A 24173-nucleotide genomic window follows, 5' to 3' on the forward strand; every position below is an offset into this window, starting at 1 on the left:
GAGACTAAATTATGAATTATATCAAACACCTCACAGCTTTCTATGAAAAGGTGGCTCAGGATAATACGCTTAATCCATCACACATCAGCCTCTATTTAGCCTTATTCCAGTTCTGGAATTTCAGCCGTTTCCGAAATCCGGTCAGTATTTCCCGCGATGAAGTGATGCGCATTAGTAAGATCCGCTCAAAAGCCACCTATCATAAATGCCTGAAGAATCTACATTCTTCGGGCTATATTGATTATCAGCCGTCCTATAATCCGTTTCAGGGAAGTCAGGTGGTGATGATAGATTTTTCTGAAGAGTTTAAATTTAGAAGTAAGGAGGGAAGAAGGAAACTTTGAATTTATCTGGGCTATAATGTAAAAATAAACTAATGATAATAATTGATTTTTATATAATCATACTGTTTATAATAACTAAATAGAAATATCATCATAATACTGAATTTCTTATAATTTAACACTTTACAAAATAACTCATACATACTGCTTGAATATAAAATCGTAACATATACTTTTATTCTCAATTTTAGAATTTCAGCATTTCTAGTAATCTAATCAGTTGAATCTTTCGAGTTGTTAAGTGAGGAGAAAAAAAATATTTTTTTTCATTTTTACTGAAAACAAAATCTTATATAAAATTTTTTGCCAGTTTTTCACAATATAATTTTTTCTTTCATCATTTTCTGTAAATTATAATTTAAAACCATAATAGAATTAGATAAATTTATTATGTTTTTTTTTATTAAATTATTATTTAGAAAAATATAATTATAATTTTAATTAAATTTAGAAAGTTTTTAGCACAATCTATTAGTTATTACGGAAAACCGTAAATGAAATCAAATATATTGTGATAGTATTGTGTAAGATTAGTAATATTACTTCATAAATACATAATCAAATCAATGCTTCAAAATATTGTAGTAATAAAGTGTTAAGAGGTTTTTAGTCAAAAAAGGTTGACCGAATATTTTTATGTATTGTTGAGAAATTAAAGTAGTTGTTGCTAAAAAATTTAAAAGAACTAATCATACCTAAGTAAATGAAAACTGAGTCTGTTCGGCCAAATGTGGGTCATCTTATAGAATCCTTAAGAGAAATAGGTTATTCTGTTGAAGTAGCAATAGCAGATTTAATAGACAATAGTATTACTGCCGAAAGTACAGAAATTAAAATATTTGCTGTTAAAAAACCTGAGATTTCTATAGTAATCTTGGATAATGGAAACGGAATGTCTGAAAGAGAACTTATAGAAGCAATGAGGCTTGCCAGTACAAGCCCAAAAGACATCCGTAAGAAAAATGATTTAGGAAGATTTGGTCTAGGACTTAAGACAGCTTCTTTTTCACAATGTAAAAAGCTTACCGTTGTTACCAAAAACCAGGGGGAAATTTCGTGTCGCCAATGGGATTTAAATTTCATCTCTGAAAAAAATGAATGGTTTTTAATTACACCTGAAGATTATACTGATTTTCCTCATTATGATGAATTTCAAAAATTAAACACAGGAACATTAGTTATATGGGAAGACATTGATAAGATTCCCGTCCTAAATTTTGTTGAAATAATTGATAGAGTGAGAAAACATTTGTCACTTGTTTTTCATAAATTTTTGGAAGGTCAAGTTCCCTCAAAAAAAATAAATATCCTTGTAAATAACAATCCTGTTAAAGCATTTAATCCTTTTAATATAAATCATCCTGCTACACAACAGATCACATCTGAAAAAATAAATATTCTGGGTGCTAGTGTAAAAATACATCCTTTTATATTGCCACACCATTCTAAAATTTCACAACAGGAATATGAGCTATATGCTACAGAAGAGGGATATGTAAAGTCACAAGGATTTTATTTATATCGTGAAAATAGAATAATCATATATGGTACATGGTGGGGGCTTCATAAAGCTATTGACGCTCATAAGCTTATAAGAGTAAGAATTGAAATTCCAAATTCTATGGATTCTCATTGGGGAATTGACATAAAAAAATCTATAGCAAGGCCTGCTGATATTATAAAATCAGACCTTCGTCGTATTATAAATCAGGTTACAGACAAAGGTGCTAGACCATTTTCAGCTCGGGGAAAAAAAATAGAAGATAAAAGTTTAACTCAATTTTGGGAAATATTTCCAGTGAATGAGAGTTTTCGCTTCGGAATAAATCAAAATCATCCATTGTTTATAAATCTGATTTCTAGCCTTGATGATTATCAAAAAGAAACACTAAAATATTATTTAAGAGGTTTACAGGCTTACTTACCTCTTGATGCTATTCAATCAAAGCTACAAACTAACCCTCATTCAATAAACCAAGAAAGTGCTTTGACAGAGGATGATATCAATAAATTGCTTAATATGCTCCAAGATTCTGGATTAAGCGAGGAATATAAGCAAGAACTATTGAAAACTGAAATATTTAAAAATCGACAAGAAATATTTAAGCCATGAATACTACAAGCTATTTAGCTATAAAAGAACATATTTTCAATAATCTTAAGAAGATTGATGGGGTTTTACCTGAAAATAAAATTGAAGAGGAAGTAAACAGTACAAAATTAGTAATCAACAAAATTGGGTATGAAATGTTTGCAAAGGTCATTTCAGTAGAATTTATTTCTGAATTGGAAGATGATGATTGGAAAAGAATAACACGTGAGCTTGAAACACATTTTGATGTGAAAATGCAAGCAGGTATTTTAATTCAAGGTATAGAACAGCAAGTGAGAGATAATACTTGGTGGACAAGTGTTGAAAAGCAAAAAAACAAAAAATATTATTGGGAAAGATACAAGAATTATATTTCATCATTTTTACCCACTGAGGTTGCAAGAACAATTGACACAGATACTGATATTGTAATGAATAATATCGAAAATCCTATTTTACCTCTTTTTTCAAGATACGGAATGGTTGTTGGCCATGTACAATCAGGTAAGACAGGTAATTATGCAGGATTGGTCTGCAAAGCTGCAGATGCAGGCTATAAGTTTATTGTGGTAATTGCTGGGGGAATGAATAATCTTAGAAATCAGACACAAGAACGTTTAAATGAGGCTTTTGTCGGACATACAAATGGTGTACAAGTAGGAGCAGGAAAAGGAGATTTAGACAAGGTTTCTACACCATATAGTCTTACCACGGTATTGCGAGATTTTAATAGACATGATGCTGATAGGGCTTCACAAGGGCTAAATTTTGAAACTATCAATGTACCTATTTTAATTGTTATCAAAAAGAACACTTCGACATTGAAAAGTGTCATTAGCTGGTTAGAAAAACAGTATAAAAATAAAGTCGCAGATCATGCAATGCTTGTTATTGATGATGAATCTGATTATGCATCGGTAAATACTAAGGAAGAAGAAGATCCTACAGCAATAAATGGAGGCATAAGAAAATTACTGAGTCTTTTTTCACGTAGTGCTTATGTTGCATATACAGCAACTCCATATGCAAATATTTTTATAAATCACGAAGCTGGAAATGAAAGTATAGGTCGTGATTTATTTCCAAAAGACTTTATTTATTCACTTGATGCGCCATCAAACTATTTTGGAGCACGAAAAATTTTCTTAGATACCAATAATAAACACTTAATTGAAATAACTGATAACGAAGATGATTTACCAATAGGTCATAGAAAAGATATTGAAATTTCTTCAATTCCCGATAGTTTAAAAGAAGCGATTGAAGTATTTCTTTTAAATATTGCAATCAGGAACTTGCGAGGATATGGAAATAGTCATAATAGTATGCTTGTTCACGCAACTCGATTTACAGGAGTACATCAAAAAATTGCAGTAATGATAACAGCTTATCTTGAAAGTATACAAGAAGATGTTATTGTTTTTGGGATGTTGCCAGATGCTAGAAATCAAAGTTTTCTTATTCGGGCTTTATCAGAAACTTATACAAAATACTTTAACCAAAATGAATTTTCATGGGAGGATACACTCGAAGTCCTAACTCAAAAAATAAGCTCCGTTTTAGTTCGTGAAGTGCATCAGAAAACAACTGTTCCCTTAGAATATAGAAAGGATGTGGTTACTAATGCAATCGTAATTGGAGGCACAAGTTTAGCAAGAGGGTATACACTTGAAGGTCTTAGTGTAAGTTATTTTTTAAGAAATACTGTATTTTATGATACGCTAATGCAAATGGGGAGATGGTTTGGTTATAGGTCAGGTTATGAAGATTTATGTAAAATTTATATGCCTTACAATAAGATTGTTGATTTTGCAGAAATAATTACTGCAACCGAAGAGCTTATGTATGACTTTCAACTAATGTCTGACAATAATATGACTCCCGAAAAATTTGGATTAGCAATAAAACAAAATCCAAATAGTGCTCTACAAATTACAGCGAGAAATAAACAAAAAAATGTTAGAGAATTTAATTATTCAATGCGACTTGATGGAAAGGCAAAAGAAACAAGCGTATTAAGTTCTAAATCTAATGAAATCATTAATAATATTGAATGTGTTAGAAATTTAATAAACAGTTTACCTGCCGACTCTCATAAAATTAATAATAATTTTTTATGGAAAGATGTTGATCGCAAACTAATTTTAAAATTTTTAAATGACTTTACTACATTTCAGAATGATCCACTAGGATTGACGGCAAGAATGCCTATAAGTTTTATAAAAAAATACGTTCAAGAGCGTAATGAAAATTGGGATATAGCACTTTACAGTGGACAAGGTGAAACATTTACTATTAATTCGAACATCGTCATACAGAAAGAGAAGCGTAAAATTATCACTAAATCTGATAATAATTATGAATTACAAAATAGACAAGTATCTTCTGGTAACGCAGAATCAATTTCTCTTGATGATGCTGAAAGAAAAAAAATTGGAACTAATAGAATTGAGGCTCGAAGAATAATGAAACGCCCCCTTTTGATGTTACATATTATTGAACCAAATCCAGAAATGTCATCTATAAATGATAATGCATTAGCTGCATTTGGAACTAGTTTTCCGGGTGATGTTTTAAGTGATACAGAAACAATAACACTAAAAATAAATACTGTTTATTATAACAATCTACTTAAGGAAGTAGAAGAAGAAAACGAAAGTGATGACTGATAAGCTCTTAAACCCTTGGTTCGATATGTTACCTGATTCTATTCGAAGAATAAATTCTGAAATAGACCATGACTTGTTTTGGATGATGGATCAGACTGGAAATTATGGGTTTTATTTGAAGACTACAAAAGAATTTGAGACTACTCAAATTGATATTAGATTGAGGGGTATTTCTTTGATTAAAAGAAATCATGAAAATTGCGGTGAATTATTTTTAATTCTAAATAGACAAAATGACTGGGAACTCTTCTTTTCAGTATGCAAAGATATAATCTCTATATGTTTAGCTTACTACAATAATGAGGAAATGGTTTATGCTGTCGAAAATAGACTTAAGCGCTGGCAGGCATTTTTAATGCAGAATACAGAAATTTCATTATCTTTAATGATACAAATGGGCTTGTTTGCCGAATTAATGTTTTTAAACAAGGTACTTATTCCAAAAAGAGGTGTAGCAAATGCTATAACAGCATGGGGTGGTCCAGAATCTGACAGACAAGATTTTTCCTTGGATGACATATCTATTGAAATAAAATCCTACAAAACCAGTAGGGGGCCTCAAGTTAACATTTCTTCAACTCATCAGTTATTTACAGATGTAAAGCCTTTATTTTTAATTGCTTATGGCTTGACAGAAGCTGAAAATGGACAATCAATCGTAGATCTTATTAGTGAATTAGATATGTTGATTTCTTGTGAGTCTATAAGTATAATTCAAGTATTTGAACGTAAATTAATTGAATTTGGGTATATGCCAGGAATAACTTACGATGTTATATATAAATTTACTGTCGATAGTTTGCGAGGATTTATTGTTGAAAAAGATTTCCCAAGGATATTACCACATCAAACTTCTCCAGAAATAATTTCAGTCAACTACTCCATTGACCTTCAGCTCTGTACTAGGTTCGAATTAGATGTGAATAAAATAATATAATTCAATTGTATGGTTAGTCTTGAAGAATTTCATCAGTATTTTACACAATCTATTCTTAGTGATGCAGAAAGCCGCACATTATTACGTCCACAAGCATTTTTTGAAACTGTCTGTGAAGACTTAGTTTCAATTGGTGATTTGACTAAAAATTATACTTATGCAGAATATACTAAAAAAGGTACTGAAGCATTAGGATATGATTTTGATGAAGAAAGAGGAGTTTTGACAATTTTAAATCATCAATATTTTCAAGATGATGGGATACAGACCTTAACAAAAACACAATTAGATTCAAAATTTACTAGGATGAAATCATTCCTAAAAAAAAGTTTTGAGGGTTTTTATTTACAGATGGAAGAAACATCCGATGCATATTCTATGGCATATAACCTGAAAAAATACTATGAAAAGAATCAGATTATAAAAATTAGGTTGATGTTGTTAACTGATGGGCGAGTAACAAGAACATTAACCGACATCTCTTCAGAGTTTTTCTTGAATTTTCACACTGAATTTAGAATCATTGATATTGAATATCTGCATAAGATTTATTCAATAGCAGGTGGAATTGGTGAATTTGAAATTCAAGTTGATTTACCCTATCTAAAAGTTAATAATGAAGACAATTCTTATCATTCTTATTTAACTGTAATTAGTGGAGATACATTAGTTAAAGTATATGAGGATTTTGGTCAAAAATTATTTGAGCAAAATGTGAGAACGTTTCTACAATTTAGAGGAGCTGTAAATAGAGGTTTACGTAATACTATAGAAACTGCACCAGAAATGTTTTTCGCATATAACAATGGTATTACTGCTACAGCTTCCTCTGTAGAATTTGGAGAAAATGGAAATATAAACGTAATTAAGAATTTTCAAATAGTAAATGGTGGTCAAACTACTTCAGCTATATATGCAGCTAATAAAGTTTCAAAGATGGATACTTCAAAAGTTTCTGTACAGATGAAATTATCAGTGGTTACAGAATCAAATAATCAAGATGAATTTGTTTCAAAAGTGGCAGAATATGCAAATACACAAAATAAAATAAATAATTCTGATTTCTTTTCTAATAGCCCATTTCATAAGGATATGAAGAGCTATTCAACTAGAATTTTTGCACCAGCTGCTGACGGGGCACAAAGAAGGACGCATTGGTATTATGAAAGAATACGAGGAGAATACTTGAACAGTCAAGCGTATCTTTCTGCTGTTGATAAAAGAAAATTTCTGTTGGAAAACCCTAAAAATCAACTAATAGATAAAACTTTACTCTCTAAAGCTGAAAACTCATGGAATCAAAAACCAGATATAGTTTCTAAAGGTGCACAGGATAGTTTTAAGAAATTTGCAGAAAACATTAGTGAAACATTAGAAAATGATAAGCTGGCAATAACAGAGTCTTATTTTAAAGATGCTGTATCTAAAATTATAATGTTCCGTACTGTTGAACGATTAGTTACAAAATCATCGTGGTATGATGGGGGATTTAGAGCTCAAACGGTAACATACACAATAGCATTTTTTTCTTTTATAATTAAAGAGATGGAAATAAACTTAAATTTTAATATTATTTGGCAAAACCAAACAATTCCAGAAAGTTTATTGTTCCTATTGGAAAAAATTGCCGAAAAAATATATTTTAAAATAACTTCTCCACCTCCTGGATTTGCAAATATTGGTCAATGGACAAAAAATCATAAGTGTTGGGAAAGTGTTAAAGAACTTAAAATTAAATTTGATAAGATTGATGATAACTTATTTATTACAAATGAAGAAGTTAAATATGTTCAAAAAGAAGAAAAAAACAAGAAAACTGTAGATACAGGTATAGATATGCAGGTACAAGTCATAAAAACTCCTATAAAAATTTGGAAAACCCTATATGTTTATTATATGGAAAATAAATCTGCACTAAAACTATCAAGCATGCAAAGCGATATATTATCTAAGATGGCAAGTGGTAAAATTACATTGCCATCTGAAAAACAATCCGCAATATTATATAATTTAAAAAAAACAGCAGAAGGTGAAGGCTTAAAATTTAGTAATGTTTAATTTAGTGCTTGCTCATGCTGAAATTTAATTGCTTTAAAAATAACCTCAGCTAATAAAGGAGGAACCGCATTACCTATTTGTTGTTGTATATGAGATAAAGTACCTTTAAAAATAAAATCATCCGGAAAACTTTGAAGTCTTGCGGCTTCTCTAACTGATAAGCCTCTATTCTCAAAAGGATGTATCAGCATATTTTTTCTATAATTAGAAATAACAACTGAAGGCAGAGATGCATTAAGACGTTTATAGATCCCACTATGACAATTGTTCTTATCCTTATAATTCTGCATTAACTCATCCGGAATTGCTTTCCAGTTTTGACCTTGTCCAATATGTTTGTACCTTTCCAAAACATAATCCCTATTTCTTGATACAAAGTTTTGCAAACATTTTTTTGAATTTTTTCTCATTAATTTTGCATAATCACTTGAATTAGATATGCTTTTCGAATAAGAAAGTTCATTAATGTTATCTCCGTTTTTAAGAGATGGTAAATCTGAAATAGCATCTTCCACAGAAACTTTGTAATCAAATTTCTGCGGAAATTCAAAATTAATCCCCAATCTATTACCTACCATTATAAAGCGATTTCTATGTTGTGGCACTCCATAATCTGAGGCAAATAAAACATCTTCAGTTGTACTATATCCAAGTTCACCGAATAATCTTTTTATTTCCTTAACAGTATTACCATTATCGAAAGAAGTTATTCCTTCTACATTTTCAAACAGAAACCATGATGGCTGTAACTCTTTAACAAATCTAAGAAATTCATGAAAGAGATAATTATTAGTATTTTCTAACGATCTGGTTTTAGTATTGGAGGTTGAAAATCCTTGGCAAGGTGGTCCTCCAAACACTATAAAAGGATTTGGATTAATATAATCTAATGGATTAATATCACAGATATCCTCACATAAAATTTTAGATGATGGATGATTATGCAAAAAAGTTTTAGAAGCATTTAAATCTTTTTCAACTGCAATTAGGATGTTCATTCCTGCTTTTTCGGCACCAAGGCTTAATCCTCCAGCACCACTGAAAATATCTACTGCATCAAAGTTAAGATTACTTTTTTTACTAATATACTTTTTAATTTCTTTTATTTCAGTACTATATTTCATGGAAGTTTTTAATTCGTACTCTAAATCATTTTTTATATAAAAAAAATAAATATTTCGTCACACAAAATTAAAAAATTTATTAACTATGTTAATTATTTTCTTTATTTTTATATAACTGCCAGTTTATCAATTAATTACACGATTATTTTTGAATGTATTTAACTAAATTCATGATAAAAACTTCAAAACTGATCCATTTTTCAATAATATTCTGAGGAACTATACCTCTATACTCAATTAAATGTACTTCATCTTCTATTTTTTCTTCTACTTTTATGTTATTTTCAATAAGAGGCTTTATGCTATCACCAATAAAGAATATAAGAATGTGTCCTAACAAAGTTAGCAACTCTAGAATCCTTTTATTATTGCATTTAAGAAAAGAAAATATTAATTTGAAAACAATAGCTTTTATGTTACTGGCAATGAGTTTAGTATATGGTGTTTTGTTATTATTAATGATTATCAGAATAAAAATTTTTCACATAATCACCAAAATCAAATTTTCCATATGTGATTAAATTTCAATAAAGCAATTATTCTTTGTTCAAATATTTGAATAAGATTTAGTTTTAATATTATGATACAAGATTCAGTAACAAATGATATATTTGATTTGAAAAATAATCTGTATAAGGGTTAGACAATAAAAAAACTAATGAACGAATACGAAAAATTTAAACATCTTTTAGAGTACTTTGTAGCACATCTTGAATGGCTAGCAAGTAATAGTGATACAAAAAACAGAGGATATCTATCATATATTGAACCTTTATATTCCAAAAATGAATTTTATGCTACTGGACAAGGTTATAATGGGGGAAATATCCAAAATCAGATAAAAAATTGGGAGGATTATGAAAACGGTAATGTTTATATTAACATCCAACCTAACTATGGTAGTTATAAAACTGTAAAATGCTATTTAAATTGGGCTGAGACAGGATTAAATATCATAGCACGATGGAACGGAAATCAAATAGATTCGCTATCCTTAGAAGAATATCAATGGTGGTTAAAACCAGCTAAAAGAATTGATTTAAAAGTAAATCAATCTATTAATGATCTCGGCTTATTTGATAATAATTTACCAAATGATAATCTAAAGTCTTTCTTCAATGAATTCAATTCATTAATTATTATGTGGAATGAGAATACACAACAAATGACAGAAAATATTGAACCTTATACAAAACTTCTTGAAGAAGCTAAAAATATTATTTTAACAGGTGCTCCAGGGACAGGGAAAACATTTTTAGCAAAACAAATAGCAAAACAAATAATTGGTATTCAATCTGATGAAGAACTTGAAAAAAGTGATCAATTTGCTTTTGTCCAATTTCATCCATCCTACGATTATACTGATTTTGTAGAAGGTTTACGCCCTACAAAACCAGATGTAAATGGGAATATTGGTTTCCAACTAAAAAATGGAATTTTTAAAGAATTCTGTAAAAAAGCTATTGGAGTTAGTGCTATTAGTGTTGGACACATTATTAATTTCACCTTAGATGATTATGAAAAATATTTACAAACATTAGGGTTAGTAAATTCTACGATTAATAATTATAAATTAAGAATAGAGCAACTGTTAGGAAAAGATTTAAAAGCTAAAAGGGATATTATTGATAGAGTAATTTACTCTAGTTTAGAAGAAATTTGTGAAAATTTAGATGACATAAAAGATTTTGATACTACTAATAATTTTCATAATCAATTTTCAGCATCTGTATCTAATTTAATTGACTTTAAAGACAATCTATCTACAAAACAAGAAAAGGCAGATGAGTTAAAGCCTCTTTTTGTTTTCGTGATTGATGAAATAAATAGAGGAGAAATATCAAAAATATTTGGGGAACTTTTTTTCTCAATAGATCCGGCTTACAGAGGTAAAAAAGGGGGTGTGAAAACACAATATGCTAATTTACACGAAGATGAAAATGAAGTATTTTATGTTCCAGATAATGTTTACATTATTGGCTCAATGAATGACATTGATCGCAGTGTTGAAAGTTTTGATTTTGCTATGCGTAGACGTTTTTCATGGATTGAAATTACAGCAGAGCAAAGTGCAGAAAATATGAATTTGCCACAAGTAATAAAATATAAAATGGCAAAACTAAATGAACAAATTTCAAAAACAGATGGGTTAAATACTTCGTATCATATTGGTGGGGCTTACTTTATTGATACAAATGGAAATCCGAGAGAAGACTTTGAAACCATTTGGGAACTTCGTATTGAACCTCTGTTAAGAGAATACATACGGGGTATGCCTAATGAAGAAGACAAAATAGAAGTCCTTAAAAATGCATATTACTTTAATGAGGACAACTGATAATAATGGAGGAATAAATATAGATGAATTTAGTAATTTAAATTTTGAAGATTTATCTGGTATTGCAAACAAAAATCTTATTGATTTACAAAAAGACAGCCCTGATTTGCTTATTTTTCCTCATTCTTTAGGACAATATCACGACGGCATAGAGAACTCGCATATCTTTTCCTTGGATGAAGAAAAGTTAACAACATATAATTTGATGGGGTTTGTTGGTCGTAATGTAAGTCAGCTAACAATTTCTTCACGATTTGCAAAAAATGACAAGAATGACTATTTCTTGCATTATATGTTACAAAAAGTTTTTTCAATAAACCTTTTAAATTTTGACCAAACACCGAATAAAGAAAATATTTGGGATTTTTTGCTTTATCTATTTCCATATTACTTAAAAAAAGCATATTCACAAGGCTTGTATAAGGCATATAGAAAAGAGGAATATAATGATGCTAATATTAAAGGAGCTATTAATGTTAAAAGACATCTTCTTATGAACAACCCATTTATGGGTAGGATTGCATATACCACAAGAGAACATAGTTACAATAATAATTTAACACAAATTGTTCGTCATACAATTGAATATATAAAAACTCATCCTTTTGGTAGCGATATTTTGACGAATGATAGTGACGTGCGAGACATTGTTAGTAAATTTACTTTCGTTACTCAAAGTACTTACAGTAAAAATTCTCGTCAAAGAATCATATTTTCTAATCTAAGACCATTTTCACATCCTTATTTTACGGAGTATAGAATGTTACAGAAAATTTGTTTAAAAATCTTAAAACACGAAAAAATAACTTTTGGTAAAGAAAAAGACAAAATTTATGGATTATTGTTTGATGGTGCTTGGCTTTGGGAAGAATATTTGAACACAATTCTGAAAGACGATTTTATTCATCCCGAAAATAAAACAAGAACAAATAGTCATTATCTTTTTGAGAGTAATGATAAAAGTTTTCAATTAATATATCCAGATTTTATAAGTAAGACAAAACCATTTTGCGTTGGTGATGCAAAATATACCCCACTTAATCGACAAAAATCATATTCCGAAAACACCGAGAAAGCAACAAGCATTTATTATAAAACGATAGCATATATGTATCGTTTTAATTCTAATTGTGGATTCTTGCTATTTCCAAATCAGGAGACAACGTTTTTTGAAAAGTATAGAATAAAAGAAACAAATGGAATTCTAAAAAAAATAGGCTTAGCAATACCTCAACCTTCCGGAAATTTTAGTGAATTTACGACTAAAATGAATAAAAGTGAACAAGAATTATTAAACTTTTTAGTAGATAGAACTTAGTATTTTAACTATTACAAAGGATATTTTCAATTTTACAGAGTATTCTCATAATCATGAGACAAAAATAAAAACAGAAACCAAAAATAATTCGCTTCCCAGTCAAACAGCTAAATTCTGTCAAGGTCAAGTCCTCCGGATTTTCAGAAAAACTTTTTACGTATAAAAAATCTACGCAAAAACTTTTTCCAAAAAACCTTGACAGAATGCCACGCTCATTTTCAAAAGGCTTTCTTTTTTTCTTTTTTTAATTTTTTTTTTTCTTCGTTTTCTTTTAGAAATATTCCAACTGAGAAAATTCAGGCGCTAAAAGAAGGATTAAATTCTTGGATTAAACTTAAAAAAACTTGTTCAAATTTTGGTCTTTTTACTTGCAGATTTGAGCAGAAATTTTTAGTTTTACTACGTAAAATTTAAATTAGGATTTTACCACTTTTTTGCAAATGTCCTATTTGAGGCCATTCACAGAGATGCCACAGCGAAAATCTTATCCATAAAGCGATGAGAAATGGGTACAAAATCCCTCTCTCTCCGCCAGGTTAGAAACCAAAATAAGCTAAAACGCTGTAAACATCAATGTTTACAGCGTTTTTTGTTTTAGCGCAGTATCAAAAAAAACCAAAATAGGGGCTCAATCTTAAAACTTGGGGACTAAGCAAAAAGTTTATATAATCTGAATAGGAAAAACGATTTATCCCTTACGCCTCGCAGCTGTAATCTGAAGTTTTTAATTTTTGCATTGAAAGATTCTGCTGAAGCATTTGTACTGCGTGCATTAAAGTAATTTAGAATACCATTATAGTTTAGCATTATTGTTTTCATTAAGGTGTTGAAAGATTTAAATCCGGATTCCTCAGCGTTCTTGAACCAGTGCGCCAGCTTGAGCATCGCCACCGATTTCGTGATATTTTGATTGTAAATTTTGCGAAGTCCATCAGACAGACTGTATGCTTTTTCCAAATCGGGATACTGATAAAATAAAATTTCCGCTCTGTGAGTTTGTTCCAGAGTCCATTTCTCTTTGCTTTTGTATAAGAGGTATCTGCTTCTTGCCAAAAGCTGTTTTCTGGTATCGCCATTGCTGAAAATTTCAATTTCTGTTTTTACTTCTTTTTCTTTAGATCTTTCCAAAAGCTCATTTTCCAGCTCAATAGCTTCCCAGCGGTGTTTTATTCTTATCTCCTGCAGCGCTTCGGTGGCAAGCTTCTGAACGTGGAAACGGTCTATAACCTGCGTTGCAGCCGGAAAACATCTTTTAGCAATCAGCTTCATTGAACCTGCCATATCAAGAGTGATTTCTTTAACTTTCATTCGTGTTTTTCTACTTAATTTTAAAAGATGTTCAATGACGGTTTCACTTTTTGTTCCCCTGATAACAGCAACAAGACATCCTTTTCTGCCTTTTGCCTTTTTTGAGGTTAAAACGGTGTAGAGTTCACCCTCGGAAAGTGCTACTTCGTCAATGGAGAGCTGTGATGAGATATTTTCAGGATAAAGAATCTGTTCTTCAGCATGCGGTTTTTGTTCCCAATCGTTAAAATTGCTGAGGCTTTGTTTATACTGCCTTTGGAATTTCTTACCATCCACGCCATACATCTCGCCAATTGTTTTGCAGGGAAGTGCTTTAGTATCGGCTGATTTTTTTTAAGAACTCGGCAAAATCCTGTGTCATGCGCGTTCCATTGGCAATAAGATTCCAGTCTCTCTGAATAATCTTTCCGGTTTTTGTTTCCGTCCATCTTCTGCGTTTAATATGGAGTTTTACGGTTTTTCCGCGGAGAGGAAAATCATCTGCCGTAATTTCAGGAACAAATCCTTTTGACTGCAAAATGAGTGTGGAAAACTCTTTGGGAGCTGTATTTTTCTCTTCAAAATAAATATGGAGAATTTTATTTTCCTCTTCAAATTTCACAATCTCAAAATGTTCAATCAAGAGTTCCGGTAAAAATAATTTAAAAAGTTCGGCATCGTTTAACATCCTGCAAAGTTATTATTTTATTTTGCTCCCCAAGTTTTGAGATTGATCCATATTTTATTTCTTTTAAAGTTGCAATATATTGGATAAATTATTAAATGTAGAAATAACATTTAATTTCATATATTTATCAGATAATACTGTTTTGTAGTGGCAAAAAAGTATAAAGATTCTAAATATAAAGTCTATGCTTAAACAATTAGCTTTAATCATTTCGTTATGTATTGGCTTAATAACTAATGCACAAACCACTCAAGGTACACTGAGTTTACTTCCAAATTATATTCAACATACATCAACACAATATGCTTTCAGGATAGCCTCAGAAAAAGTTACGGCTAAAATTGTTGTAGATCCTGATGATTGGAAAGGCGTCATACGTGCAGCCAATGATCTTGGTGATGACGTACGCAAAGTGACTGGGATAGCATCGCCCGTTACTCCCGAAGTAAAAACTGTGTCTGGAGCAATCATTGTGGGTACTATTGGAAAAAGCAAGCTAATCGATCAGTTGGTTGCAAATTGTAAACTCAATGTAGATGCCCTTAAAGGAAAATGGGAAAGTTTTGTGATTCAGACCGTTGGAGATAATCTTGTCATTGCAGGAAGCGATAAGCGCGGAACCATCTATGGAATTTATGATGTTTCTGAAAAAATGGGAGTGTCACCATGGTATTTTTGGGCAGATGCACCAGTTAAAAAGAGCAATAATATTTATATTAAAGCAGGCCGTTATCTTCAGGAATCGCCAAAAGTAAAATACCGCGGAATCTTCATTAATGATGAAAGTCCTTCCTTTTCCGGTTGGTCTGCAAAACATTTTGGAGGAATCAACTCCAAAGTGTACAGTCATATTTTTGAACTTTTACTCCGTTTGAAAGCCAATTACCTATGGCCTGCGATGTGGGGAAATGCTTTTAATGAGGATGATCCGATGAGTCCTGTTCTTGCTGATGAATATGGCATTGTAATGGGAACATCACATCACGAACCGATGATGCGCTCACAAAAAGAATATACAAAACGTAAAGATCAGATCGGTGACTGGGACTATGTTACAAATTCAGAAAATCTGAAGAAATTCTGGACAGAAGGTTTGGAAAGAAATAAAAATTATGATAATCTCATTACAATGAGTATGCGCGGTGACGGAGACGTTGCAATGGGTAAAGGTGACGATGCAGAAAATATTAAAACACTGAAACAGGTAGTTGCAGATCAGCGTGAGATTATCGGCAAGGTGTATGATAAAAATCCGGCAGAAGTTCCTCAGCTTTGGGCTATTTTTACGGAAGTCCAGCGTTACTATGATGCCGGAATGAATGTTCTTGATGATGTGACATTACTTTTCTGCGATAATAACTGGGGATACATCCGCCGTACCGCACCCGCAAACGAACTAAAGCGGAAAGGCGGCTTGGGATTATACTATCATATTGACATGAACGGTGGTCCGTGGAATGACCGATGGATCAACACCACAACAGTTCCAAAACTGCGTGAACAGTTAAGTCTTGCGTATAATAGCGGCATTGACCGTATCTGGATTGTCAATGTTGGAGACCTTAAACCAAAGGAAATGCCCATCGATTTCATTATGCGTTATGCCTGGAATCCTGATGCTATCTCCGCAACACAAACTTCTGAATATATGCAGGATTGGGCAACTTCAATTTTCGGAAAAGAGCACGCCGAAGAAGTTGCAGATATTGTATCAAAATATTCCAAATACAACCTAATGCGTAAGCCGGAGGTTCAGGATCCTTATATTTTCAGTTTTGTCAATTACCACGAAGCAGAACGTATTCAAAAGCTTTGGCAGGATCTTACTTTAAAAGCAGAATCTTTAGAGAAAAAAATACCTAAAGAAGCATTGGATGCTTATTATCAATTGGTGCTTTATCCAACAAAAGCTTCAGCGGGTGTGGCAGAAATTTATTTGTCTGCAGGCCGTAATAATCTTTACGCCAAACAAGGTCGTGTGAGTGCTAATTTTTATTCTGATCGAGCCCGTAAACTTTTTGAATTGGATAAGAAACTGACTGCCCGTTATAATGACTCAATGGCAGGAGGCAAGTGGAAAAATATGATGAGCGATGTGCATATCGGTTACAAACACTGGTCGATGCCGAAGGAAAACAATTTGCCTTCGCTCTCAGAAGTTGAGCCTTTGGAATCGCCGACATTGGGGGTTGCAGTAGAAGGTAGTACCGAATCCTGGCCTGGAACATATGAAAAAGCGGAACTTCCGCAATTTGATGCACTGGACAAACAACGTTATTATGTTGACATTTTCAACCGTGGAAAAGGTTCGCTTCAATTTACGGCTAAAGCAAATAAATCCTGGATTAAATTAAGTTCAGAAAAAGGAACAACAGAAACTGAACAACGCATTTATGTAGACATCGACTGGAAAAAAGCTCCGGAAGGGAAAGCTGATGGTTTGATTCAAATCAGGCAGGGAAAAGTAACAGTTCCGGTGGCTGTAAAAACTTTAAAAAAGAATACGCCTGTTAGCCAAAATCCTTTCTATGGCGGATATTCTGGTGAATTTTCTATACCAGCCAATAAATTTAGTAACAAGACGGCAGGAAATAATGCAGAATGGATTATTTTACCAGGATTAGGAAGGGCAGAGGCGTGTATGGGAATTAATCCTACAACTGCACCAAGCTCAACTCCTGAAAAGTCACCTCGATTAGAATACCAGATTTTTCTACCTGAGGCAGGTCTTGCAAAAGTTTTACTTGGAATTTTACCAACGCAGGATGTTAATCCTGGTCGGGGATTGAGAATTGCAGTTTCTATTGACAACGAAGATCCTGTCATCATTGATGCAAGGAAAGGTTATCACGATGAATTCAAAGAATATACTCAGGAAAACCTCAGCCGTTCAAAAACGCTTAAACCATTGCCGGAATTCGAACACAATTATGCTCTTATTTCCCGTGGAAAGCCCCGTCGTACCGAGGTCTTTGATAACCAGCGATGGCTGGATGCAACGCTGGACGTGAAAACACAAGGTTTTCATACCTTAAAAATTTTTATGATTGATCCGGAAGTAGTTTTAGAGCGTATTATTGTAAATCCCAATGATAAGTATCCAAGTTATCTCGGTGCTCCTGAAAAATTGTATTAAATAATAATTCGTCAGTTTATTATTGGCATCTTTAGGATTTAAAATAATCTTAATTTAATTAATTAATTATCCCAATTCAATTTGATAAATTTGTGCTTATGTTCAGCATATTTAAAGATTATTTAAAACAGTTTGTAGAAATTTCCGATGAAGAATTTGAAATGATCTGCGAGGCATGATTAGAACGTAACTTGCGTAAATCCAATCTCTTCTCCACGATGGTGAGGTTTGGAACTACAACTGTTTTATCATGTGTGGATGTTGCAGATTATACCGCTTTGGTGAGGATGGTACTGATCATACGATGCGTTTTGGAATTGAAAACTGGTGGATGACAGATCAGGAAAGCTATAACAACGGAACGCCATCAGAATATAACATTGAAGCACTTGCAAAAAGTTCGGTGATTCTTTGGAAGAAAGATTCCTGGCAAAGCTTAATATCTACAATTCCTGCATTAAATTTATTCGAAGAAGCTTTGTAGGCGAGTCAGCGTAGAATCTAATCATTGATCAGCGGATCAGCAGAAGAAAAATACATTAAATTCCAGAAAACCTATCTTAATGTCTTCAATATAGTCGCTTTGTATGAAGCAACATGCAATATGGTAGATTCTGCGTGCCAATCTCCAATAATCTGGATATTGTGATAGGTAAAACACTGCTTCTTGTTCCAAAACGCATCGCAAAAGCCATCCTCTAAACTATTATTTACAGCGGTGATTGTATTGCGGGTAAGTTGAGCCTCAGCATTGTTTACTTCCTCTTTCAATCAACCGTCAAGTATAACGAATTATTTTTGGCAAAAATACCAACTATTTTTGACCATATTACCAAAAAAATCAAAATAAAGGATCAATGTAAAACTTAGGGATTAAGCAAAAAGTTTTGATAATTTAAAAAGTAAAATTCTTATCGCAATCTTCAGAGATTTAATTTAATATGATTTAAACCGATAAGGGCAAGCTAAACCAGAATGTGCTGCCTTCTCCTTCGGCACTTTCCACTCCGATTTGTCCGTTATGCCTTTCAATGATTTCTTTACAAATGTACAAGCCCATTCCAAAACCTTTTTTATTTTTCGTGGCTTCATTTTCCACCCTGTAAAATCGATCAAAAATAAATGACTGATCTTTTAGCGGAATTCCCATACCCTGGTCTTTTACTGAGACTTTGAGCCAGCCATCTTTAATATGACAAATTACCTTGATTACAGTATCTGTAGGTGAATATTTTATTGCATTGTTTATAAAGTTCACCAAAACCTGCTCTATTTTATCCTGATCAGCCTCTATAGGAACAGATTCTAGTGGTGCGAAAATGACCCGATGAGAAGTAATAGCGGCCAGAAATTCTTCTTCAGTTCTTTTGAATAATCTGGCTATATCAAAGCTGTTTTTTTCAAGGCGGATTTTTCCTTCACCCAAATGGGCTACATCAAGAAAACCATTAATTAAATTTTCCATCCGCTTTACCTGATTATCAACTTTAGACATATTTTCAGCTAAGAGTAGATCGTTATTTTTGTGTGCAGATCTATTAAGAATGTAGACATATCCTTTAATAGCTGCTAAAGGATTACGCAATTCGTGGCTTACCATTCCTACAAAATCTGTACGGCGTTGCTCATCTAGTTTTTTTTCAGTAATATCTGCAACAGTTCCGGATAAATATGAAAAATTCAGATTTTTTTGATCTTTATAAATTTGAAAGGTAGCACGCAGCCACCGAAGTTTTTTATCGCGGTAACCTACAATGGGATATTCTAGTTCATGCGGCTCGTCTTTAGAAATCGCTGAGTCTATTGTATCAATTACTAATTGACGGTGAGACTCGGCAATCTGATCAATGGCAGCATTAAAAGACATTGGCTCATCATTATAAAAACCAAACAATTCTTTCATTCTGGGAGATGGAAATAATTCCATGTTCTGCACCTGTATGCGCCAAGTACCCAAATTAGCAGAAGATATAGCAGATCTAAGGCTTTGTTCACTTTCTTTAAGGTTTTCCTGAAGCTGATAACTCTCTGTTATATCGGCAAAGCTTCCGATGGCTCCGCTCACATTTCCATTACCGTCTTTTATTGGCATCGCATTCATTCGAAGGCATTTAAAATTGCCTGGCTGATCACTGATTAAAAATTCACGATCAAGCACTGGGATTCCGGTTGTTAAAGCAATAGTTATAGGATGCTCTTCGGCAGGAAGTTGTGATCCGTCGAGCCTTCTGTTATTCCATTCCGGAGAAATATTCGATAAAGTAGAGACGCTTTTTTCATCCAGCTGAAAAATTTCCCGATTACGTCTGTTGTTGTAGATAATATTTCCTTTTTGATCTGCAATTCCGATGCCTTCTCCTACTATATCCAGTATATTCTGAATCCTTTCTTTACTTTCTGTTAAGTCTGTAACGGCTTTTTTAAGTCTTTCTTCTGCTTCTATCAAATTATTATTAGCTTTTGTAAGACTGTGATTGGATAATATCAAATCATTGTTATTTTTTCGCAACAGCAGTTTATCAATAACCTGATGTGAAATTGTGCGAAGCGCCTTTTGTTGTGTTTCGTTTAAAAGTTTAGGCTTCTGATCGATTACACAGAGAGATCCCAGAGCATATCCATCTTTATCCAGTAGCGGAATTCCTGCGTAGAAGCGAATTTCAGGACTGCCTGTAACAAGTGGATTATCTTGAAAACGAATATCATTTTGGGCATCTTCAACCTGCATTAATTGATCTGGATTTTGTATAGCATGAGAACAGAAAGAATAACATCTGTCGGTTTGGCGAGCATCAAGACCGTAATGAGATTTAAACCATTGTCTATCTTTATCTACAAAGCTGATCAGCGAAATAGGAGTATCACAGATGGCAGCAGCCAATTCTGTAAGTTCATCAAAATCTTTTTCTGTAGCGGTATCAAGTATATCGTAAGAATAAAGAGCTTTCAGCCTATTTTGTTCATCCGAAGAATTATTATCAGCCATTATATATCGTAAGTAATTATCATTAGTTGAATTAACAAAGGTACAAAATATCAAGACTCACTAGTAAATAAACAATACTCAGACAATTCTAATATTGAAAACTAACCTGTAATAAATTCAGGAATTTAGTGTACAAAATTAGGTTTTTTGCGAATGCTCATAACATTTTGTAGAAGCATCAAAGTATTGTATTAAAAATAAAGCTCAGTAATTACTCCATTTGCAATGTTTCCGGAGTTATCTTCGAGTTCAAAATCCATTCCGTTATATAATTTTTCGAGGAATTTTTCAGCACCGATCAAAGTTACTTCAATGACAGCGGAATCTCCCGGAAAGATGAGCTCTGAATGGTGAAATTCCTGAACTGCAATATACGGTGTGAGCTCAAAAGGAAATTTCACAGATGATCTATAACCTGAAGATATGGGACTAGTCAGTCCGCCATTTTCAATACTGTAATAATTGATTAAAGCTTTGAAATGTATATTTTTTTTCATGAATTAAGTTTTAAACAGGATTATAATACAAAATATTAAACTAAAAAAGTAATGTGGTATATTATTTGTAAAGCAATATTACATTAAAAAAATTCGTCATGAAATATGTAAGAGTTAAGTTTTGGGCTTTAAAACGTTATTTGAAAAGAAAAATTTTTATTGAGAACGTCATCTGATACTGATTTATTAAATAGTGTGAAAGCTGAATCCTAAAATAGAAATACTCATCAGTATTTTTAGTAATCTATTATATGAATTTTATTGAGAGCAAAGCTTCTATTTCTTGCTTTCTCACTCATATTTTACTCATTATTCGTGTTGAGGCTTGAACTCAAATATCATAAATCTTCTTTTCATAAAAATAAAATTTGAAGCATTCTTTTTTTAATTGTATTATGAATTTTAACACTTTTAAATTTCCCTCTGCAAAATCCCTTTTCAATAATAACGCTAAAATCAGCAGTCATCTTATCATTGACTTCGTCGAATCTTCGATTTCCGGAGGAATCTAAACTGCTTTATTTAAAATGGTTTAGATTCCTCCGGAACGACAAACAAACTCTTAAAACTGAGTTATTATCAATCATAAATATGCATCATAAATTACTCTAAAAGATTTTCCGTTATTTGTAATGAAAATATTTTAATTTGTAATTAAAATGATTGAATATCAAAGTTATATGAAAATTAAAGAAGTGTATTTGTTATCACTTAGATTTGTGAAAAAGTCTTTTTAAGTATTCTTAAGATTTATCCGGAAATATTTTTAGGCACTGCAATGCTTAACGGTTTGTGGCTGGAGAATGTCTGTAAATTCAATAGAAATTGATGAACTGTTCTTTAAATTAATGGTAAATTTTCTGTTGTTGGTTTGTAGATAATCTTTAATTGTATCCATTAAAATTTTTATAAGATAGCATAAGAAATTGCTTCCCGGAGATATCTCTTCAGTTTTTAAAGTCCATAATTTAACAAAAGTCTGCTGTAATATGTCTGATGAATTTTTTTCTGAAAGAGCTGAATTCAGCAAAAATCCATACAGAATCGGACTGTAGTTTTCATATATGTAATCAAAATATTCTATTCGCTCCGTTTTGACGAAAAGAAATAGGTCCTGGTCTGAATATTTTATTTGCTCGGTGTTCATAATTGAGTATGATACAATAATTATAAAATTTGAATAACTTACAGTCGCATCTTCTCAATCATTTTATCTTTGCTGCTATGTAAGGCATATCAAAAGGTGTGCTAAAGTTATATTATAGATATGAATGATTATAAAAAACTGTGAAACTATTAGATGTTATTGGTATTTCTTTAAAATTTTGAATGCTAGTCGGCATTATTATTTCCCATGAGATACAATACAGTATATTGCCATTCATCAAGTGTTACAATCATTGTAGAGCCGACATCTCTTTTTTTACCGGTAAATAAATTTTTATAAACTCCCTGATCAAATGATGTGTCCAGTTGTACGATGAGATGACTGTCTGATAGATTAATAACCGTTAAAACTTTGTCACCATTTTTTTCTCGCACAAAAGAAATTACCTGATCCATTTTATCATTCATTATTCTTACCATTTCTCCGCCGAAACGCCCGTTCCATAATGCCTGATTTTTATGTTTCAGTGTAAAAAGTTGGGTATAAAGTTTTTCATTTTCATGTTTTATCCAGTCAATAGGATCTTTTTCAAAAAATTCCAGCGATCGGTCTAGCCCTGCTTCCTGGCCGCTGTAAACAAGAGGTATTCCATCCATCATCACATTAAAGACAATAACCGCTTTTAGAGCAACGCCAAAGTTGCTGAATTGATTGCCTTCCCATGAATTTTTGTCGTGATTGTCCACAAAATTCATACGGATTCCGTCTTTTGGGAAAATTGATACATGTTCTGCCAAATAAGCTTCCGTTAATGTTTTTACACTTAAGTTCTGTGTTGCAATAAGGTGGAGAATATTCCAAAGATTCCAATTGTACGTTGAATCAAATGCTTTCCGGTGAAGCTCTTTATCATCTGCTTCTGCAAGCATAAAGACAGGCTTGATAGAATCTAATTCTTTCCGAGCATTCTCCCAAAAATCAATGGGTACAAAGCTTGCAATATCGCAGCGGTAACCATCAATATCAAATTCTTTTATCCAGTATTTCAGGGCTTCTGTCATATATTTTCGTAGATCAGAATTTTTATAATCAAATTCTATAATATCATCATAATCTCTCCATCGGGTAGATTGAAATGTATTTTTTCTTGATTTCATGTACCAATCGGGATGTTTTTCTACCAATTCATTATCCCAGCTTGTATGATTCGCTACCCAATCGATGATAACATACATTCCTTCATTATGAACTGCTTTTACTAATTCTCTGAAATCATCTTCAGTTCCAAATTCAGGATTAATTGCATAATAATCTTTTACGGAATAATAACTTCCAAGTGTTCCTTTACGATGAACCTCACCAATGGGATGAATCGGCATGAGCCAGATAATATCGATACCCATCTTTTTTAATCTTGGAATCTGCTTTTTAACGGCCACAAAATTTCCCTCTTTTGAAAACTGACGGATATTGAGCTCGTAAAGAGTTGCATTTTTCACCCATTCCGGTGTGGTAATTTGAACATATTTTTTGGGGTCGTAGCGTGCATCGGTTCGTTTTGCCATACATGGTAGAATTAAATTAGCTGAGA

The 24173-nt window shown here is 32.2% G+C and carries 16 protein-coding genes; 9 read left to right on the forward strand and 7 right to left on the reverse strand.

Features of this window, described 5'->3' with window-relative positions; all coding sequences use genetic code 11:
- Nucleotides 1-11 precede the first annotated feature (11 nt).
- From ACOOWA_RS05020 to ACOOWA_RS05040, 5 genes are all read left to right on the forward strand, one after another.
- Nucleotides 12-344 carry a hypothetical protein gene (locus tag ACOOWA_RS05020; RefSeq protein ID WP_421373664.1) on the forward strand — a complete coding sequence of 111 codons (333 nt, stop codon included), beginning with the start codon at nt 12-14 and terminating at the stop codon, nt 342-344.
- A 730-nt stretch (nt 345-1074) separates the two neighbouring features.
- Nucleotides 1075-2457: an ATP-binding protein gene (locus tag ACOOWA_RS05025; protein ID WP_421373666.1), complete on the forward strand. Its 1383-nt coding sequence runs from the start codon at nt 1075-1077 to the stop codon at nt 2455-2457.
- The gene (locus ACOOWA_RS05030) at nt 2454-5105 is read left to right on the forward strand and encodes a Z1 domain-containing protein (RefSeq protein WP_421373668.1); all 2652 of its coding nucleotides are present in this window, start codon (nt 2454-2456) and stop codon (nt 5103-5105) included. The genes ACOOWA_RS05025 and ACOOWA_RS05030 overlap by 4 nt, the downstream gene beginning before the upstream one ends.
- Nucleotides 5098-6042 (forward strand): PD-(D/E)XK motif protein, encoded by a 945-nt coding sequence (locus tag ACOOWA_RS05035; protein WP_421373669.1) that lies wholly within the window; start codon nt 5098-5100, stop codon nt 6040-6042. Before ACOOWA_RS05030 ends, ACOOWA_RS05035 begins: the two co-directional genes overlap by 8 nt.
- A 9-nt stretch (nt 6043-6051) precedes the next feature.
- On the forward strand, nt 6052-8100 hold the full coding sequence (locus tag ACOOWA_RS05040; protein ID WP_421373670.1) for an AIPR family protein: 2049 nt from the start codon (nt 6052-6054) through the stop codon (nt 8098-8100).
- Here ACOOWA_RS05040 and ACOOWA_RS05045 read toward each other — a convergent pair.
- Entirely contained in the window at nt 8097-9224 is a 1128-nt protein-coding gene (locus ACOOWA_RS05045; protein ID WP_421373671.1) for a DNA cytosine methyltransferase, read from the reverse strand. The genes ACOOWA_RS05040 and ACOOWA_RS05045 overlap by 4 nt on opposite strands.
- Before the next feature lie 658 nt (nt 9225-9882).
- Here ACOOWA_RS05045 and ACOOWA_RS05050 point away from each other — a divergent pair.
- Nucleotides 9883-11562 carry an McrB family protein gene (locus ACOOWA_RS05050; RefSeq protein WP_421373672.1) on the forward strand — a complete coding sequence of 560 codons (1680 nt, stop codon included), beginning with the start codon at nt 9883-9885 and terminating at the stop codon, nt 11560-11562.
- On the forward strand, nt 11549-12880 hold the full coding sequence (locus ACOOWA_RS05055; protein ID WP_421373673.1) for an McrC family protein: 1332 nt from the start codon (nt 11549-11551) through the stop codon (nt 12878-12880). The genes ACOOWA_RS05050 and ACOOWA_RS05055 overlap by 14 nt, the downstream gene beginning before the upstream one ends.
- A gap of 648 nt (nt 12881-13528) precedes the next feature.
- Here the strand turns inward: ACOOWA_RS05055 and ACOOWA_RS05060 are convergent.
- Nucleotides 13529-14473: an ISAon1 family transposase gene (locus ACOOWA_RS05060; protein WP_421373631.1), complete on the reverse strand. Its 945-nt coding sequence runs from the start codon at nt 14471-14473 to the stop codon at nt 13529-13531.
- Between the two features lie 28 nt (nt 14474-14501).
- Nucleotides 14502-14855 carry an ISAon1 family transposase N-terminal region protein gene (locus ACOOWA_RS05065; RefSeq protein WP_421373629.1) on the reverse strand — a complete coding sequence of 118 codons (354 nt, stop codon included), beginning with the start codon at nt 14853-14855 and terminating at the stop codon, nt 14502-14504.
- A 184-nt stretch (nt 14856-15039) separates the two neighbouring features.
- On the opposite strand from ACOOWA_RS05065, the gene ACOOWA_RS05070 reads away from it, so the two are divergent.
- Both ACOOWA_RS05070 and ACOOWA_RS05075 read left to right on the forward strand, forming a co-directional pair.
- Nucleotides 15040-17991, forward strand: a complete 2952-nt coding sequence (locus ACOOWA_RS05070; protein WP_421373675.1) for a glycosyl hydrolase 115 family protein — start codon at nt 15040-15042, stop codon at nt 17989-17991.
- Nucleotides 17992-18241: 250 nt separating this feature from the next.
- A complete protein-coding gene (locus ACOOWA_RS05075) occupies nt 18242-18475 on the forward strand; it encodes a hypothetical protein (RefSeq protein ID WP_421373676.1) in 234 nt (77 codons plus the stop codon).
- A 462-nt stretch (nt 18476-18937) separates the two neighbouring features.
- Here ACOOWA_RS05075 and ACOOWA_RS05080 read toward each other — a convergent pair whose 3' ends face one another.
- From ACOOWA_RS05080 to ACOOWA_RS05095, 4 genes are all read right to left on the reverse strand, one after another.
- Entirely contained in the window at nt 18938-20977 is a 2040-nt protein-coding gene (locus ACOOWA_RS05080; protein ID WP_421373677.1) for an ATP-binding protein, read from the reverse strand.
- A 191-nt stretch (nt 20978-21168) separates the two neighbouring features.
- A complete protein-coding gene (locus tag ACOOWA_RS05085) occupies nt 21169-21474 on the reverse strand; it encodes a hypothetical protein (protein WP_421373678.1) in 306 nt (101 codons plus the stop codon).
- Nucleotides 21475-22240: 766 nt separating this feature from the next.
- Nucleotides 22241-22621 carry an RNA polymerase sigma factor gene (locus ACOOWA_RS05090; protein WP_421373679.1) on the reverse strand — a complete coding sequence of 127 codons (381 nt, stop codon included), beginning with the start codon at nt 22619-22621 and terminating at the stop codon, nt 22241-22243.
- A 185-nt stretch (nt 22622-22806) separates the two neighbouring features.
- Nucleotides 22807-24147 (reverse strand): alpha-amylase family glycosyl hydrolase, encoded by a 1341-nt coding sequence (locus ACOOWA_RS05095; RefSeq protein ID WP_421373681.1) that lies wholly within the window; start codon nt 24145-24147, stop codon nt 22807-22809.
- Nucleotides 24148-24173: the final 26 nt, after the last annotated feature.

The organism is Chryseobacterium sp. GP-SGM7 (assembly GCF_049166575.1).
In the GTDB taxonomy this organism is placed as follows: domain Bacteria; phylum Bacteroidota; class Bacteroidia; order Flavobacteriales; family Weeksellaceae; genus Chryseobacterium.